Genomic DNA, 14,692 nt, shown 5'->3' on the forward strand with positions numbered 1-14,692 from the left:
GGTGGCCGGGGTGTCACGGGGGAGGATGCCGGTACGGCCGCGCGCGTTGCGCGCCCGTACCGGGTTCCGCCCCGGCGGGCCGGTTCAGGGGGACGTGGAGCCGAGCACCGCGAACACGATCACGTTGTCGCGGTACTCCTGTCCTTCCTTGGGCCCGCCGCAGGTGATCAGCCGCAACTCGGGCCGGTCGACGTCCCCGTAGACGTCGTCGGCGGGGAAGTCGGCCTTGGCGACCGTGCGGACGGAGTCGACGGTGAACCGCGCGGTGCTGCCGTCCTGCCGGCGCGCCTCGATCGCGTCCCCCTTGCGCAGCCGCACGAGGTCGCGGAACACGCCGTCGCCGAACTCGCCCACGTGGACGTGGCCGAGGACGACCGACGGGCCGACCTCGCCGGGGGTGGGCGAGTGCCGGTACCAACCGGCGCGGTCGTGGGCCGTGATGGGCGGCACCTCGACGGTGCCGTCCCGTTCCAGGCCCAGCCGGATCACCGGGGTGTCGACGTCGATGGCGGGGATGCGCAGCCGGACGGGGGCCGAACGCCCCAGGGCGCGTGCGGGGTTCGCGGTCGCGTCGGCGGACCGGTCGCCGGTCTGCCGGGTGCCCCGCGTCCGGCGGGCGGGCGCGCTCGCGGGCTCCGAGGCCGCGCCGCCGCATCCCACCAGGACCGAGGCGAGCGCTGCGGTGCCGAACGCGCGCCGGGACAGCGGCGTCATACGCCGTGCGTCCGCCGGCGCCGGACGACGAACGTCGCCGCGCCTCCGGCGAGGAGCAGCGCGGCCGCGCCGCCGCCGACCAGACCGCCCGTGGCGGTGCCGGAGGAGGTGTCGGCCACGCCGGTGTCGGGCGCCCCGGACGGGCGGACGGCGACCTGGCCGCGCTCGGCCGGCACGGGGGAGGCCGCGTCGTCCGCGGGACGGGTCGAGGGCACCGGGGAGGCCGCCTCGTCGGCGGGGCCGGTCGAGGGCACCGGCGAGGCGGCGTCCTCCGCCACGCGGGTCGGCACCGGGCTGGGGGTGGAGCTGTCGGCGAGGGCCGGGGCGGCGCTCGCCAGGAGGGCGGTGCAGGTGAGGGCCAGGGCACTGAACACGGTTCGGCGCATCGGGTCGCTCTCTTTCGTCGTTCGCCCGGCCGGAACGGCGGGCGGATGGTGACGGGTCGAGCGGAGAGACGACACGGCCCCCGGGCAGGTTGTAAAGAGATGGCAAAGCCGCGGAGGACACGGTTTCCTGGAACCCGGCGCCCGGGTGACAGGAGGCGGGCGCCGGGAATTCCCGTGCCGCGCGGGGCGGTTGACCGGTCACGTCCGCCGACGAAGGAGAACGCCATGCCCGAGAACCCCGACGAGCGCCCCGGCCGGGTACGTGAGCTCCGGCTCGTGGTCACGGCCGAGGACTACGACGAGGCGCTGCGCTTCTACCGGGACGTGCTCGGCCTGCCCGAACAGGCGGCGTTCTCCTCCCCGGACGGCCGGGTCACCATCCTGGACGCGGGCCGGGCCACCCTGGAGCTGACCGACCCGCGCCACGCGGAGTACATCGACGAGGTCGAGGTGGGCCGGCGGGTCGCCGGGCACGTCCGGGTCGCCTTCCAGGTGGACGACTCCCCTGCGGTCACCGCCCGGCTCGCGGCGGCCGGCGCCGAGGTCCTGGCCGAACCGACGCGGACGCCCTGGAACTCCCTGAACTCCCGCCTCGAGGCACCGGGCGCCCTGCAGCTGACGCTGTTCACGGAACTGGGGGAGACGACGGAGGAAGCGGCACAGGGCGATTCCTCCCAGCCGTAGCCTATTCGTCCGTTTTGGTGATAATTGAGGCATGAATACGGCGACGCTTGAACTGGCGGCCGCGGCGGGCGATGTCCTTCGCTGGATCGCCGCCCTGGCAGGTGGCATTTTCATCGCCGGCGCACTGGTGTGGGCGGTGCAGTTCGGCATGCGGGTCCGCGACAAGGAGTCGCCGCGGCCCACCCCCGAGGAACAGACGCACCTCCCCGAGACCGGTGCCGTCCACGAGATCCGTGAGGTGCGGGAACCCGACGAGGTCCCGCACGCGGAGGGCGCGACCCGTCTCCTGCCGCACGAGCTGCACGCCGCGAGCAGCAGGCGCAGCGAGGACCAGCACCGCAGGCGGTGGGATCCGGGCCACAGCGGGTCCTTCGGCGGCGGCGGCATCGGCCACCGCTGACCCGGCCGCCCCTGCCCTGGCCCCCGCCCCGGCCCCGCACGGGTCAGGAGGGGTCAGGGGCAAGCGCCAGGGCCAGGATCACGAAGAAGTCCACGGCCACCATGATCACGGACCAGACCGGCGCGTACGGCAGGAACAGGAAGTGGGCGACCATGCCGAGCGACGCCAGGAAGATGCCGGTGATCCGGGCCCACCAGGCGCCCTTGAGGATGCCGTAGCCCACGCACACGGCGGCCACGCCCAGCGCGAGCAGGACCCAGCCCCAGGTCGTCAGGGTCCCCTTGAAGACGTAGTCGCCGACCCGCGCGTACACGTCGTCGGCGGCCAGGGCGGAGATGCCCTGCAGGATGGCGAGCACCCCGTCGACCAGCATCAGCACACCGGCGAAGACCAGCCCGCCGGTGAACCAGTCGGACGATCGACCGGTCGCGGCCGCCGGGACGGGCCGTGCCGTCCGGGGCGCGGACGGGCCGAACGCGCTGTGGGCCGCGTCGGTGGCGTGCGCCTGCGGTGGCTGCTGCTGCTGGGTCATGGCTGCCGTACCCCACTTCTCGCGGTGCCCGCGATCGGTCGTCGAACGGGTGCTGCGGTCGGTACGACGATCCGGGCGCCCGGAGCCGCCCACCACGGGGCACGGGCCGATCGGGTGACGGCCGGGGTGCGGGCGGACCGGTCGCGCCCTTCACTGGAGGAACCGCCGGACACCCCTGGAGCCGTCATGCCCCCTCACCGCACCCCGCGGACCCGGACCGCAGTCCTGCTGACGGCCGCCGCGCTCGGCGTCGCGGCCCTCACCTCGTGCTCGGACGACTCCACCCCCTCCTCGGTCGCGAGCAGGGCGGCGTCCGCGTACGCCTCGGCGACGGCGGAGGCGGGCCGCGCGCTCGACGAGATCAAGGGCGGGGTGAACGCCAAGAGCGCCGTGAAGGTGGGCGGCACCACGACGAACTCCGACGGGCGCGCGGAGGCGGAGATCACGGTGGAGAACACCACCGGCTCGACGAAGTCCTTCGCCGTGCAGGTCGACTTCAAGGACGAGGACGGCAATCTGCTGGACGCGGCCGTGGTGACCGTGTCCGACGTGGCGGCGGGCGGCACGGCCAAGGGCACCGCCCGCAGCACCCGCGACCTCGGCGGCCAGGTGCGCGCGGAGGTGGCGCGGGCGGTGCGCTACTGAGCGGTGCCCTTACGGCTCTCGGTACGGCCGTCAGCCGGCCACGGTGATGTCGATCTGCTCGCTCGTGGCGGACACCCCGTTCAGCGTGGCCGTCGCCTGGAGGCGGCCCGGCCCGGCGGCCAGGGGGATACCCGGCACGCACGACCAGGTGCCGTCCGGCGCGGCGGTCGCCGAGCAGACCTCCTGCTCCAGCGCGTCCACCACGGTGACCTGGGCGCCCGGGTAGGCGGTGCCCGAGGTCTCGGGCGAGCCGCCCAGCGCCACCCCGGAGTCGGGGCGGGACAGCGTGGGCGCGGGCAGCCCCACCGTCACCGCGCAGCCGCCGCGCTGGTGGACGGTGCCCTTGGCGTCCCGCAGGTCCAGGGTGCAGTCGGGGAGCCGGGTGCCCGGTTCGGCGTCCGGCGACACCGTCAGCACGAAGGGGAACGTACGGCCGTGCCAGGCGCCGGCGGCGGCCGTCCCCTGGAAGGCGTACGAGGCGCTGTGCCCGCCGGCGGCCACCGAGCCCCGGAAGCCGGAGGCGGCGAACGGCACACCCGTCACCCGGGTGCCGGCCGGTGCCGTCAGCGTCAGCACGCTGCCGGCCCCGAGGGGCGCGCCCTCGTAGCCGCCGGCCTGGACGATGCCCGCGCGGCCGGGCTCGATGGTGGCGGACGCCCACAGCTCGTGGCCCACGGGATCGGGTGAGCCGCCGGCCGCGCGCGCCGTACCGGGCGGGCCGGCCGCGAACAGTGCGCCGGCGGCGGCCAGCGCGGCGAGGATCGTCGTCTTCCGGGTCCTGCTCATCGTCGGGGGAGCTCCTCACATACCTCGGCGGTACCCCCCCCTCGCCGCGATTCTCGCGGCCCCGGCCCCGCCCGGCCCGCGCTCGGCGCCCGGACGGGGCCGGAGGGAGGACTGCTACCACCCGTCCGGGCGCGGCGGCGCTCCCGGGCCAGGCGTCGCGCGCCCGCCGGGGATCACGGGACAGCCCTCAGGCGAGCCAGGCCGTCGTGTCCGGGGCGAGCCGGCCCGACTCCAGCGGGGCGCTGGTGAGCAGCACCTCCCCCGGTGGCAGGTCGACGGTCCCGGCGGAGAGGTTGGCCACGCAGCGCCAGCCGTCCGAGCGGGCGAAGTGCAGCACCCCGGCCGGGGCGTCCGGCGCCCAGCGCATTTCCTCGCCGTCCAGTAGCTTGCGGCGCAGCCGCAGGGCCCGGCGGTACAGCTCCAGGGTCGAGCCCTCCACGCCGTCCTGCGCCTCGACGGCGTACGCGGCGAAGCGCTCGGGCTGCGGCAGCCAGGCGCCGCCCGCGCCGAAGCCGTACGAGGGGCCGGTCGTCGTCCACGGCAGCGGCACCCGGCAGCCGTCGCGGCCCTTGCGCACCCGTCCGGTCTGCTCCCACACCGGGTCCTGGAGGACCTCGACGGGCAGGTCGGCGACCTCGGGAAGCCCGAGCTCCTCGCCCTGGTAGACGTACGACGAGCCGGGCAGCGCCAGCATGAGCAGGGTGGCGGCGCGGGCGCGGCGCAGGCCCGCCGCCTCGTCGACCTCGGGGGCGTGCCCGCCGGACAGCAGCCAGGCGTTGTCGTCGGTGCCGGGCGGCAGCATCAGCCGGGAGGTGTGCCGGACGACGTCGTGGTTGGACAGCACCCAGGTGGCGGACGCGCCGGCCGAGCGGGCGGTGGCGAGGGAGTCGGTGATGATCCGGCGCAGCTCCTCGGCGTCCCAGCCGGCCTGGAGGTACTCGAAGTTGAACGCCTGGCCGAGTTCGTCCGGGCGGGCGTACAGGGCTCGGCGGGCGCTCGGGTTCACCCAGGCCTCGGCGACGGCCATGCGGGGCGGGCGGTAGGAGTCGAGGATCTTGCGCCAGTCGCGGTAGATCTCGTGGACCTCGTCGCGGTCGTAGAAGGGGTGGCTGCCGGGCGGGAGGTCCGGGAGCGCGTCCTCGCGGCTCAGCTCGGGAGTGCCGAGGTCGCGCAGCGGTTCGCTCAGATCCTTGGCGAGGGCGTGGGCGACGTCGACGCGGAAGCCGTCGACGCCCCGGTCGGACCAGAACCGCAGTGTGGTCCGGAAGTCGGCGCGGACCTCCTCGTTCCCCCAGTTCAGGTCCGGCTGCTGCGGGGTGAACAGGTGCAGGTACCACTGCCCGTCGGGCACCCGCTGCCAGGCGCTGCCGCCGAACACGGACTGCCAGTCGGTGGGCGGGAGTTCGCCGTGCGCGCCGCGTCCGTCGCGGAAGACGTAGCGTTCCCGGGCGGCCGAGCCGGGTCCGGCGCGCAGGGCCTCCTGGAACCAGACGTGCTGGTGGGAGGTGTGGTTGGGGACCAGGTCGACGATGACCTTCAGACCGAGGCGGTGGGCCTCGGCGACGAGGACGTCGAAGTCGTCCAGGGTGCCCAGGCGCGGGTCGACGTCCCGGTAGTCGGCGACGTCGTAGCCGCCGTCGGCCAGCTCGGACGGGTAGAAGGGGCTCAGCCACAGGGCGTCGGCGCCGAGGGCGGCGATGTGGCCCAGGCGCTGGGCGACGCCCTTCAGGTCCCCGAGCCCGTCGCCGTCGCCGTCGGCGAAGCTGCGCGGGTACACCTGGTAGATGACGGCCTGGCGCCACCAGTCGGGATTGCTGGACGAGAGGTCGGGCGTGGTGGTGCGGACGGTCACGCGGTCTCCTCGTGGATGGGTACGGCGACATCACCAACACTGTCCACTTGGCCCGGAAAGCGAACACCGCGCAGAGCGGATCGAATCATTCCTCGTGTGACGAGATCGTGATGACCGTTTGAACTTCCCTTGTGTTTCCGCAGGTTGACACGAGTGATCCGCCCCAAGACGATGTGCTCACGCTGTGGCGCATGTGACCAGTGGGCCCAGTGTTTTCTTCTTCGACCACTCTCCACCCCACGAGGGGATACGCATGTCCATAGCGAGACGTGTCACCGGACGGCGCCTGCTGGGGGCGGGCGCCGCGTCGCTCGCCCTGTGCGCCGCGACCGTCGCCTCCGCCTCCGGCGCCTGGGCCCACGGCTCGGGCGGCGACGGCTGGAACTCCGGCGGCAGCTACCGGCCGGGCACCGGCGCCGGCACCCGGACCGCAACCGACCGCTGCGAGTTCTCGCTCGACGGCACGCACTTCACGGCCTCCGTGAAGGTCGACGACCAGAACCTGAAGGTCACCGGCGACGGCAAGGCCCACATCACCGTGCGCGCCGCCTCCGACGCCACGACCTGCACCGCCTCGCTCGCGTCCTACCTCGCCCACGGCTCGACCTTCGCCACCTCCGGCGAGCAGGTCTTCGTCGACTTCGACACGGTCACGGTGAAGCCGGGCGCCACCGACACCCTCGACATCGCCGTCCCGGACGCCGGCTGCTTCGCGCAGATCGACCTGTACCGCGGGGCCGTGAAGTTCGACGGGAAGCACGACGCGAACGACGGCTTCGAGCACGGCGACCTGCCCAAGGGTCCGGACCGCCCGGTCATCAAGGACAAGCTGATCGCCGCCTGGAACGGCGGCACGAAGGACTGCACCACCGAACCGCCGGCCACCGAGGAGCCCCCCGCCACCGAGCCCCCGGCCACCGAGCCCGGCACCCCCTCGGAGCCGGCGCCGTCCACCCCGGCCGACGAGACGGCCCCGCCCGCCTCCGAGACGCCCGGTGACGAGTCGCCGGCCCCGGAGCCGTCCGGCTCGACGAGCGCGCCGGCGCCGAAGCCCCAGGGGGGCGGCGGCGACCTCGCGGAGACCGGTGGCAGCAGCGCGACCGGTCCGATCGCGCTCGGCGCCGTGGTGCTGGTCGCGGGCGGCGCGGCGTTCGTCGTCGCCTCCAAGCGGCGCCGCTCGGCCCGCTCCTGAGCGAGGACGCCGACGGGGGCCCGGGGTTCACCGCCCCGGGCCCCCGTGCGTGTGCGTAGGGGGGGCCGACGGGCCGTCAGAAGCCCGCGACCGTCTCCAGATAGAGCTTCACGAACCGGTCCACGTCGACATCGAGGGCCACGTCCACCAGGGACTGCTCGCGCAGCCCGGCGTGGATCTCGGACTCGCCGGGCCGGGCGCGCCGGTCCACGAGGGTCTGCCCGCGCGTGGGCCCGGGTGCCAGGGACACCTCCACCGGGAGCAGCCGGGTCGTGATCCCCGCCGGGTCCACGACCGCGCAGACCGCGCCCGCGTCCCCGATGCCGCCGGCCTCCGGGTCGCCGTCGACGTCCGGTGCGGCGGGCCGGTGCGCGAGGAGGTCGCCGGCGAGCCGGGCGCCCGGTTCCGCGCTCTCCCGCAGCCGGCGGACGTCGGCGCCGGACACCACGACCCGCTGGAAGACGTCCAGCCCGTACATGGTGGTCGGCACCCCGGCGGAGAGCAGGATCGCGGCGGCCTCCGGGTCGTGCCACACGTTGAACTCCGCGACCGGCGTGGCGTTGCCGCAGGCGACCGCGCCGCCCATGAAGACGATCCGCTCGATGTTGTCCGTGACCTCGGGGTGGGTGCGCAGCAGCAGGGCGATGTTGGTGAGGGGCGCCGTCGGGATCAGGGTGACCGGGCGCGGGGACGCCAGGATCTCCCGGCGCAGCAGTTCCACCGCGCCGGTGTCGGACGGGGCGCGGGTCGGGGCGGGCAGGCTCATGTCGCCCATGCCGTCGTCGCCGTGCACATGGCGGGCCGAACGGGACGGCTCGATCAGCGGGCGGGCGGCCCCGCGGGCGACCGGGACGTCCGGGGCGCCGGCCACCTCCAGCACGGTCAGGGTGTTGCGGACGACGCCGTCCACGTCCGTGTTGCCGGCCACGCAGGTCACCGCGCGCAGGTCCAGCCCCGGATGGCGTACCGCGAACAGCAGCGCGAGGGCGTCGTCCACGCCCGTGTCACAGTCGATGATCACCGGGATCGGCCGGCCGTCGTTCGTCACGGCGGGTCTCCTGTCTGGAGCAGTGCGGTGGCGGGCCCTACGAACCGACCTTACGGTGTCGTACAGGTGGAGTGCGTCGCCGTATGACGTCGCCACGCGGATGCGCGTGCGCGGCGTCATACGGCGTCTCCGCTGTCCGGGGCCGGGTGCCTCTCGCGCGTTCGGGGCCGGTGCCGTGGACGGCGGGCCGCGCGGCCGGGGTGTCACCCGGACGGACCGGCGCGCTGGTGGGGCGGGGCCCGCGGTGGTGCCTTGGGAACACGTGCCGACCTCGAGCGCGTCCCCCGTCCCAGCCCAGGGAGGCCCTGCGATGCCCCGTCCCCCGGCCCGTGCACTCGTCGCCCCGGCGCTCTCGGCCGCCGCCCTGCTGTCCGTCTCCGCGTGCGCGCTCGCCGGTCAGGAACAGGCCGCGCCCCCGCCCGTGAACGTCCCCGCCTCGCAGTCCCCGGCCGCCGCCCCGACCCTCACCGAGGCGCAGGCCAGGGCCGCGCTCGTCACCGAGGCCGACCTCGGGGAATCGTGGGTGCCCACCCGTGGCTTCGCGACCTGGCGTGAGGCCATGCTGAAGGCGACCGCCGAGCCGGGTGAGTGCGCGGGCCTGCTCGACGCGCTGTACGCGGACGACTTCTTCGGGCCTGACGCCACCACACGGGCGGCGGTCGGGCTGGACGACGAGTGGGGCGGCGCCCAGCTGCGCTACCAGGTCGTCGCCCACCGCCCGGACGCTCTGGACCAGGCACTGCGCCGGCTCGGCGAACTGCCGGAGCGGTGCGGGTCGTTCACCGCGGAGGCGGCGGGCGGGCCGCTGTCCGTGGAGGTCAGGGCGGTCGGCCTGCCGGAGATCGGGGACGCCCGGCAGGCCCTGCGGATCGTCGTCGGCGCCGTCTCCGAGTACGAGGACGCGCCGCGGCTCACCCTCGACGTGGCCGCCGTCCGGGTGGGCGACGACGCGATCGCCGTCACCAACGGCAGCCTCGGCGAGGTGCCGTCCGAGGCCACCCTGACCGCCGTCGAGCTGGGCACGAGCCGGCTGGAGGAGGTCAGGAAGCGGGGCCGGGCCGAGGTCTGAACGGGGAACTCCCCCTTCAAGCCCCTCAGACCATGCGCTCCACGGCGTTCTTGGCCTCCGCGAGGCCCGCGCCGGTGACCTCCCGGTACACCTTGATCGCCTGGATCTTCTTGTCGGCCCGCAGCAGGGCCGCCACCTCGGCCAGGCGCGGGTCCTCCTCCCGCAGCCCCAGGTGCCCGAGGACCAGGTCGAGCTTGTGCTCGAGCCGGGCCGCGCGCCGCTCCGCCTGGGACATCCGGCTCTGCATGCTCAGCAGGAGCAGGACGCCGGCGGCCACCGCGAGGATCACAGCCATCGTCTCCATACCGTGGAGGACGCCGCCCGGGCCGCCGGGGTTCACTCGATGTCGAAGCGCAACCGGTGGGCCACCACGTCCTGGGAGACGTCGAGGGCGGTACGGCCCTGCGCGAACGCGTGCGCCCGCAGCCGGGCCAGCGCCTCGTCCGTGCCGACGGCGAGCTGGGCCATGATCATGCCGGTCGCCTGGTAGAGGGGGTCGTGGTCGGCGGCGAGGCCGCCCAGCCACAGCTCCTCGTCCTGCCCGTCCGAGGCGTGCGGCAGCGCCATCAGCGCCATCGTCAGCGTCCTGGCGACCAGCCGCGCCGTGCGCAGGTCCTGGCCGGTGAGCTCGCCGGGGGTGTCGCCGTAGAGGTCGAGGGTGCCGACGCAGACATGGGCGTCGCCGAGGGGCAGCGAGTACACCGCCCGCACTCCGGCCGCCGTGGCCTGCTGGGCGAAGACCGGCCAGCGTGCCGCGTCCCGCCCGGCGGTCAGATCGCCGGCGAGCACGGGGGCGCGGCTGCGGGCGGCCCACTGGCAGGGGCCGTCGCCCAGGGTGGCCTGGATCTCCGTCACGTACGCGGCTCGCGGGCCGGTCGCAACGAGCTGGACCGGCATCCCGTCGTTGTGCAGCGACACACTGGCTCCGGTGACGGGCAGCAGGTCGACGGCGACCCGGCACAGCCGCACCGGCGCCTCACCGGGACCGGCACCGCGCAGGCTCTCGGCGATCGCGTCCGCGGCACGCCGTGGCTCGGGCCCCGGTCCACCGCGATGGCCGTCTCTGCGCCGCACACATGCCTCCCGGTGTGGCAACGGGCAGCGATCCGGAGGCTCCCGACCGCCCACCCCGGACCAGCCCCGACTACCCGTCCGCCCTCCCCCGAAACCCCGCCCGCCCCGGTCACGGCGGCACCCTCACCAGGCAGGCACCCAAAGCCCTCTCCCCGGCCGACGCACGCCTCCGGGCCGCTCCCCGGGCAGTCCGCCCGGAGAGGACCACACGGTGCCGGACCGGGTGCGAGGGACGTCGGGGAGCACGCCCCGGACACCGGTCACAACGGTGGCTGTGCCGGGGCCGGGCCCAGGGTGGTGGTGCCGGGGGCCGTGCGGTGGCCGAGGCCGGTGCGGTAGGCGTCCAGGGCGGCCTCGACGCGGCCGGTGCGGCGGAGCAGGTCGCCCAGCAGGCGGCACAGGTCGGCCAGGTCTCCGGCCGCGCCCGCGCGCTCCAGCAGGCTCAGGGCGCGGACGTAGTGCTCCTCGGCGGCCTCGGTGTCCCGGGAGTCCTCGGCGATGATGCCGAGCAGCCGGTGCGCGGCGGCGGAGTGCAGCGCGCCGCGCTCGGAGCTGAGGTCGCTGAGGACCTCGTGCAGCAGGGCGGCGGCCTCGGCGGACTTGCCGCGCCGGTGCAGCACGTCGGCCAGCTCGACGGCGACCTGGCTGGTGTAGAGGGTGGCGCGCTGGGCCGTCAGCATGGTCTGCGCCTCGCGCATCTCCGCCTCGGCGCGCTCCAGGTCGCCGTTCTGGGCATAGACGTAGCCCCGCATCCAGTGGCAGTTGGCGAGCTCGGTGCGGATCTGGAGCTGCCGGTACAGCTCGGCGGCCTTCGCGAGCGAGGCGTCGGCCTCCGCGGTCCGGCCCTCGGCGAGCAGGGTGCGGGCCACGGACCGGTGCATCCGGGCCACCAGCGCCGGGTCCCCGGCCTGCGGGGCGAGGGCCAGGGCGTACTCGGCGGCCTGGGCGGCGCGGGCGTGGGCGCCCATGTCCATGTAGGGCCCGATGACGCTGGCGTACAGCAGCAGGAGCGCGTCCGGGTCGTGCAGTCCGCCGCGGTTCAGCTCGTCGAGGGCGGACTCCAGGAGGTAGACGGCGTACCGCAGTTCACCGGTGAGGTAGTGGGAGACGGCCCGGCCCCGCACGGCCGGAGCCCGGGCGGGCAGCGGCGCCCCGGCCGCCGCGAGCACCTGCTCGGCCTCCTCGAAGTGGCCGCGCGCGGCGTCCAGTTCACCGGCGTCGAGGGCGCAGTCGCCGAGCCCGAGCAGGGCGGCGGCCCGTTCCTCGGCGAGACCGTGGGCCGTCGCCTCGGCGAGCAGGGCGGTGAACTGCCCGTCCGCCGTGCCGGTGTCGCCGGTGGCGAGGACGCGCTGCGCCTCGGTGAGCCGCAGCCGCAGATCGGTGACGAGATGGGCGGGCCGGCCGGTGGCCAGCTCCTCGAAAGCGACCCCGAGCCGGTCGGCGATGTGCCGCAGCGCCTCGTCGGAGGCGCGCACCCGGCCGGCCTCCAGGGTGGAGATGTAGGCGGGGGTGTACGCCGGTTCGGCCAGCTGCCGCTGGGTCAGGCCCCGGTCGGCGCGCAACTGCTGCACCCGGCGTCCGATGGTCCCCGGATCATCACGGTCCGACACGCTCAACTCCCCCTGGCGCCCTTGCCGTTCCACTGCGACAGCCCCTAGGTTAAACCGCGTATTAAACGTGGTTAACCCTTGGCTGTTGCGAGGTCGCCGTGCAGCAACGCACCAGCACCACCGAGCGCTACACCCGGGGCGTCGCCGCCGCGGTGGTCGCCGTGACGACCCTGATCCTGGCGGCCAACGCGGGACCGGCGAGAGCGATGGAGCCGAGACCGGCACAGCAGCGGACTCAGCATGTCATTCCGCAGGCCGCCACGCGGTAGGTCTCACGGAATCACCACGTGCCCGGCCCCGGTTCTCACCCGGTGACCTGGAGCTGGCGCAGCTGCCGGTGCACGTTCTCCAGGGCGCCCTGCCGGCGGCCCGGCACCCGGCTGCGCAGCTCCACCAGGATCGGCCCGAGTTCACGGGCGCGCGCCGGGTCGTCGATCCGGCGCCACTGGTGGTGGGCGTGGTCGACCGCGGACTCCACCGCGGGCGCGTCCGGGGACTGCCCGGCGGTCAGCCGCGCCGACGCCACCGTCAGCCAGGTACGGCAGCTGCGCACCGGGTCCCCCGCCAGCATCGCGAGGTCCGCGCGGACCTCGATCCAGTGCAGCGCCTGCTCGGAGGCCGGGCCGTGGGTGTGCACGGCCGTCCGCTCGTGCCCGGCGGCCAGCGCGTCCGCCTCCGCGTGCCGCCCGGCCCGCGCGGCCTCGGAGATCGCGGCGTGCGGGTCGCCCGGCGCGGGCGGGTGAGCGGTCAGTACCAGGTCGACGCCGACCCCGGCCTCCGGCGCGATCCGGGCCAGCGCCTGCTCGTGGAGCCGGTCCAGCGGCGGCCGCAGCCCGCTGCGCAGCAGCGTGGCCACCGCCTTCATGTACACCGGGCCGCCCGGCGCCCGACGGCCCGGCGGCGGGGCGATCCGGCCGAGGACGGTGGTGCCGCGGCCGCAGTCCAGCGGGTGGGCGCGCAGCCACTCCCAGGTCTCGGCGTCGGCGTGCAGATCGAGGAGGAGGGACGTCGACCCCGGCGGGCGCAGACGCAGCTCGTCCCGGAACCAGTGCCAGGGAAGGCCCGTGTAGCGCACGGTGGCCCGTGTCGAGCGGGCCAGCGCGAGATGCGGGAGCCGCTGGCGGCGGTCCAGGTGCAGCTGGCCGGTGACGAACACGGTGAGCGGGCCGGGGGAGACGGCGGCGGCCCGCAGGCGGGTCAGCACGGCCTGCGGCTCCAGCGGGTCGGCGAGCTCGACGACGTTCGCGGTGCTGGTGCCGGACAGCACGGGCGGCGGCACGGCGGCCAGGACCGGGAGCACGGAGGCGGCGTCCACCAGACGCCCCCGGCCGGCCGGAGCGGCGGCGAGCAGCAGCACTGTCCCGGGCATCGTTCCCTCCCCGTCCCCCGTCGATCACGTACGGCAGCACCGTAACCGCTGCGCGTGCGGGAAGGGGATCTCAGGGACGTCCGTCCCCCGGATGTTCCTCCCCCGCCGGGGGGATGCGCCGGACCGCGAACACCGTGGTGTCGTCGGTGAGATGCCCGCCGCTGTGCCGCAGCGTGCTCTCCCGGACGAAGTCGACCAGCCGGCCCGGCAGGGCCAGACCGGGATCGGCGGCGACGGCGTCGGCGACCGTGCGGGCCAGCGGGAAGAAGACGCCGCGGCCGTCCCGTGCCTCGGTGACCCCGTCGGTCGTCATCAGCAGCGTCTCGCCGTACCGCAGAGGGGCCCGCAGCACCGGCGGCGGCCCGGGGGACGGGTCGAGTTCGCTCATCCCGACGGGGAGGTGGGCCCGGTTCCGCACCTGCCGCACCCCGTCGGGCCCGACGACGAGAGGGCTGTCGTGCCCGAGCACGAGGGCCTCGATGATCTCCGGCTCCGCGTCCGGGAACGCGACCAGGACGACCGTCGCGAACCGGTCGCCGTCCTCCCGGCCGAGCGCGGCCCGCATCCCCATATGCCGCTGGAGGCGCAGCTCCAGCCGGGCGGCGATCGTCGGCAGGTCCGGCTCGTGGTAGCCGGCCTCCCGGAACGTGCTGAGCAGTGCGGCGGCCACCTCGACCGCGCCGAGCCCTTTGCCCTGGACGTCACCGAGGATCACGCGTGTGCCGTGCGGCCCGGCCTGGATGTCGTAGAAGTCGCCGCCGACCCGGGCCTCGCTGTCGGAGGCGAGATAGACGGCCGCGTGCTCCAGACCGCCCCAGCCGGGCGGCAGCTCGCGCAGCACGGTGTGCCGGATGGTGGCCGCCACGTCCTCGATGTGCAGCATCCGCTCCTCGCCGCGCACCCGGACCACGCAGGCCAGCGTGGCGAGGACACCGCCGATGGCGGCGAGGACCAGGTCGGGCAGGCCGGCCTGGAACTGGTGCGGCAGGACCGCGTCGGCGGCGATGTAGGTCAGCGGCGCGAGCACGGCGTACACGGCCGTCCCCCACACCCCGCAGATCGCGGCCGCGATGCCGGGCACCAGCACGATCCAGGACAGGATGCGGAAGTCGCTGCTGGTGCGGAAGTCCACGGCGACGATGCCGACGAGCAGCAGCAGCGGCGGCGCCCAGGCCACGCTCCTGCCCCGCACACGCAGAGGCCGCGCCCGGCGCATGCCACCCAGCGGGCTGACCTCACCGTCGCTGACGGCCCTCATGCGCCTCAGCGAAACACGGCGTCCGGCGGGCCGCATCCGGGTACCCGGGCCGACGGCACCGAGCCGGCGCGCG

General features: G+C 75.2%; 17 protein-coding genes. 6 read left to right on the top strand and 11 right to left on the bottom strand.

Annotated elements, in window-relative coordinates; translation table 11 throughout:
* Window positions 1-84: 84 nt before the first annotated feature.
* Both ADL34_RS09085 and ADL34_RS09090 read right to left on the bottom strand, forming a co-directional pair.
* Entirely contained in the window at window positions 85-714 is a 630-nt protein-coding gene (locus ADL34_RS09085) for a class F sortase (RefSeq protein WP_062672996.1), read from the bottom strand.
* A complete protein-coding gene (locus ADL34_RS09090; protein WP_062672997.1) occupies window positions 711-1,100 on the bottom strand; it encodes a hypothetical protein in 390 nt (129 codons plus the stop codon). Before ADL34_RS09090 ends, ADL34_RS09085 begins: the two co-directional genes overlap by 4 nt.
* Before the next feature lie 225 nt (window positions 1,101-1,325).
* On the opposite strand from ADL34_RS09090, the gene ADL34_RS09095 reads away from it, so the two are divergent.
* The gene (locus tag ADL34_RS09095) at window positions 1,326-1,784 is read left to right on the top strand and encodes a VOC family protein (protein ID WP_062672998.1); all 459 of its coding nucleotides are present in this window, start codon (window positions 1,326-1,328) and stop codon (window positions 1,782-1,784) included.
* Window positions 1,785-1,815: 31 nt separating this feature from the next.
* A complete protein-coding gene (locus tag ADL34_RS09100; protein ID WP_062672999.1) occupies window positions 1,816-2,184 on the top strand; it encodes a DUF6479 family protein in 369 nt (122 codons plus the stop codon).
* A 43-nt stretch (window positions 2,185-2,227) separates the two neighbouring features.
* On the opposite strand, the gene ADL34_RS09105 is transcribed toward ADL34_RS09100, so the two are convergent.
* On the bottom strand, window positions 2,228-2,716 hold the full coding sequence (locus ADL34_RS09105) for a DUF7144 family membrane protein (protein ID WP_062673000.1): 489 nt from the start codon (window positions 2,714-2,716) through the stop codon (window positions 2,228-2,230).
* Window positions 2,717-2,902: 186 nt separating this feature from the next.
* Between ADL34_RS09105 and ADL34_RS09110 the strand changes: the two genes are divergently transcribed.
* Window positions 2,903-3,361 carry an FxLYD domain-containing protein gene (locus tag ADL34_RS09110; protein WP_062673002.1) on the top strand — a complete coding sequence of 153 codons (459 nt, stop codon included), beginning with the start codon at window positions 2,903-2,905 and terminating at the stop codon, window positions 3,359-3,361.
* A 30-nt stretch (window positions 3,362-3,391) separates the two neighbouring features.
* Here ADL34_RS09110 and ADL34_RS09115 read toward each other — a convergent pair whose 3' ends face one another.
* A complete protein-coding gene (locus ADL34_RS09115; RefSeq protein WP_062673004.1) occupies window positions 3,392-4,147 on the bottom strand; it encodes a hypothetical protein in 756 nt (251 codons plus the stop codon).
* Window positions 4,148-4,334: 187 nt separating this feature from the next.
* Complete coding sequence (locus ADL34_RS09120; protein WP_062673006.1) at window positions 4,335-5,999, bottom strand: alpha-amylase family glycosyl hydrolase; 1,665 nt, start codon at window positions 5,997-5,999, stop codon at window positions 4,335-4,337.
* 253 nt (window positions 6,000-6,252) lie between these two features.
* Between ADL34_RS09120 and ADL34_RS09125 the strand changes: the two genes are divergently transcribed.
* Window positions 6,253-7,191, top strand: coding sequence for an LAETG motif-containing sortase-dependent surface protein (locus tag ADL34_RS09125; RefSeq protein WP_062673007.1), 939 nt, complete (start codon window positions 6,253-6,255; stop codon window positions 7,189-7,191).
* A 76-nt stretch (window positions 7,192-7,267) separates the two neighbouring features.
* Here ADL34_RS09125 and ADL34_RS09130 read toward each other — a convergent pair whose 3' ends face one another.
* Window positions 7,268-8,239 carry a nucleoside hydrolase gene (locus ADL34_RS09130; RefSeq protein ID WP_062673009.1) on the bottom strand — a complete coding sequence of 324 codons (972 nt, stop codon included), beginning with the start codon at window positions 8,237-8,239 and terminating at the stop codon, window positions 7,268-7,270.
* A 310-nt stretch (window positions 8,240-8,549) separates the two neighbouring features.
* Here ADL34_RS09130 and ADL34_RS09135 point away from each other — a divergent pair, with 310 nt between their 5' ends.
* Window positions 8,550-9,308, top strand: coding sequence for a hypothetical protein (locus tag ADL34_RS09135; protein ID WP_062673011.1), 759 nt, complete (start codon window positions 8,550-8,552; stop codon window positions 9,306-9,308).
* Window positions 9,309-9,333: 25 nt separating this feature from the next.
* Here the strand turns inward: ADL34_RS09135 and ADL34_RS09140 are convergent, their stop codons facing one another.
* From ADL34_RS09140 to ADL34_RS09150, 3 genes are all read right to left on the bottom strand, one after another.
* On the bottom strand, window positions 9,334-9,612 hold the full coding sequence (locus ADL34_RS09140) for a ribosomal protein L7/L12 (RefSeq protein ID WP_062673044.1): 279 nt from the start codon (window positions 9,610-9,612) through the stop codon (window positions 9,334-9,336).
* Between the two features lie 32 nt (window positions 9,613-9,644).
* Window positions 9,645-10,382, bottom strand: a complete 738-nt coding sequence (locus ADL34_RS09145; RefSeq protein ID WP_062673013.1) for a GAF and ANTAR domain-containing protein — start codon at window positions 10,380-10,382, stop codon at window positions 9,645-9,647.
* A 260-nt stretch (window positions 10,383-10,642) separates the two neighbouring features.
* Window positions 10,643-11,992 (bottom strand): helix-turn-helix domain-containing protein, encoded by a 1,350-nt coding sequence (locus ADL34_RS09150; protein ID WP_062673015.1) that lies wholly within the window; start codon window positions 11,990-11,992, stop codon window positions 10,643-10,645.
* A gap of 98 nt (window positions 11,993-12,090) precedes the next feature.
* Between ADL34_RS09150 and ADL34_RS36340 the strand changes: the two genes are divergently transcribed.
* Entirely contained in the window at window positions 12,091-12,261 is a 171-nt protein-coding gene (locus ADL34_RS36340; protein ID WP_179199353.1) for a hypothetical protein, read from the top strand.
* A 35-nt stretch (window positions 12,262-12,296) separates the two neighbouring features.
* Here the strand turns inward: ADL34_RS36340 and ADL34_RS09155 are convergent, their stop codons facing one another.
* Both ADL34_RS09155 and ADL34_RS09160 read right to left on the bottom strand, forming a co-directional pair.
* Window positions 12,297-13,361 (bottom strand): hypothetical protein, encoded by a 1,065-nt coding sequence (locus ADL34_RS09155; protein ID WP_062673017.1) that lies wholly within the window; start codon window positions 13,359-13,361, stop codon window positions 12,297-12,299.
* 70 nt (window positions 13,362-13,431) lie between these two features.
* Window positions 13,432-14,619 (bottom strand): PP2C family protein-serine/threonine phosphatase, encoded by a 1,188-nt coding sequence (locus ADL34_RS09160; RefSeq protein WP_234374972.1) that lies wholly within the window; start codon window positions 14,617-14,619, stop codon window positions 13,432-13,434.
* Window positions 14,620-14,692 lie beyond the last annotated feature (73 nt).

Origin of the sequence: Streptomyces sp. NRRL WC-3605, from assembly GCF_001509795.1 — a bacterium.
GTDB lineage: Bacteria > Actinomycetota > Actinomycetes > Streptomycetales > Streptomycetaceae > Streptomyces > Streptomyces viridochromogenes.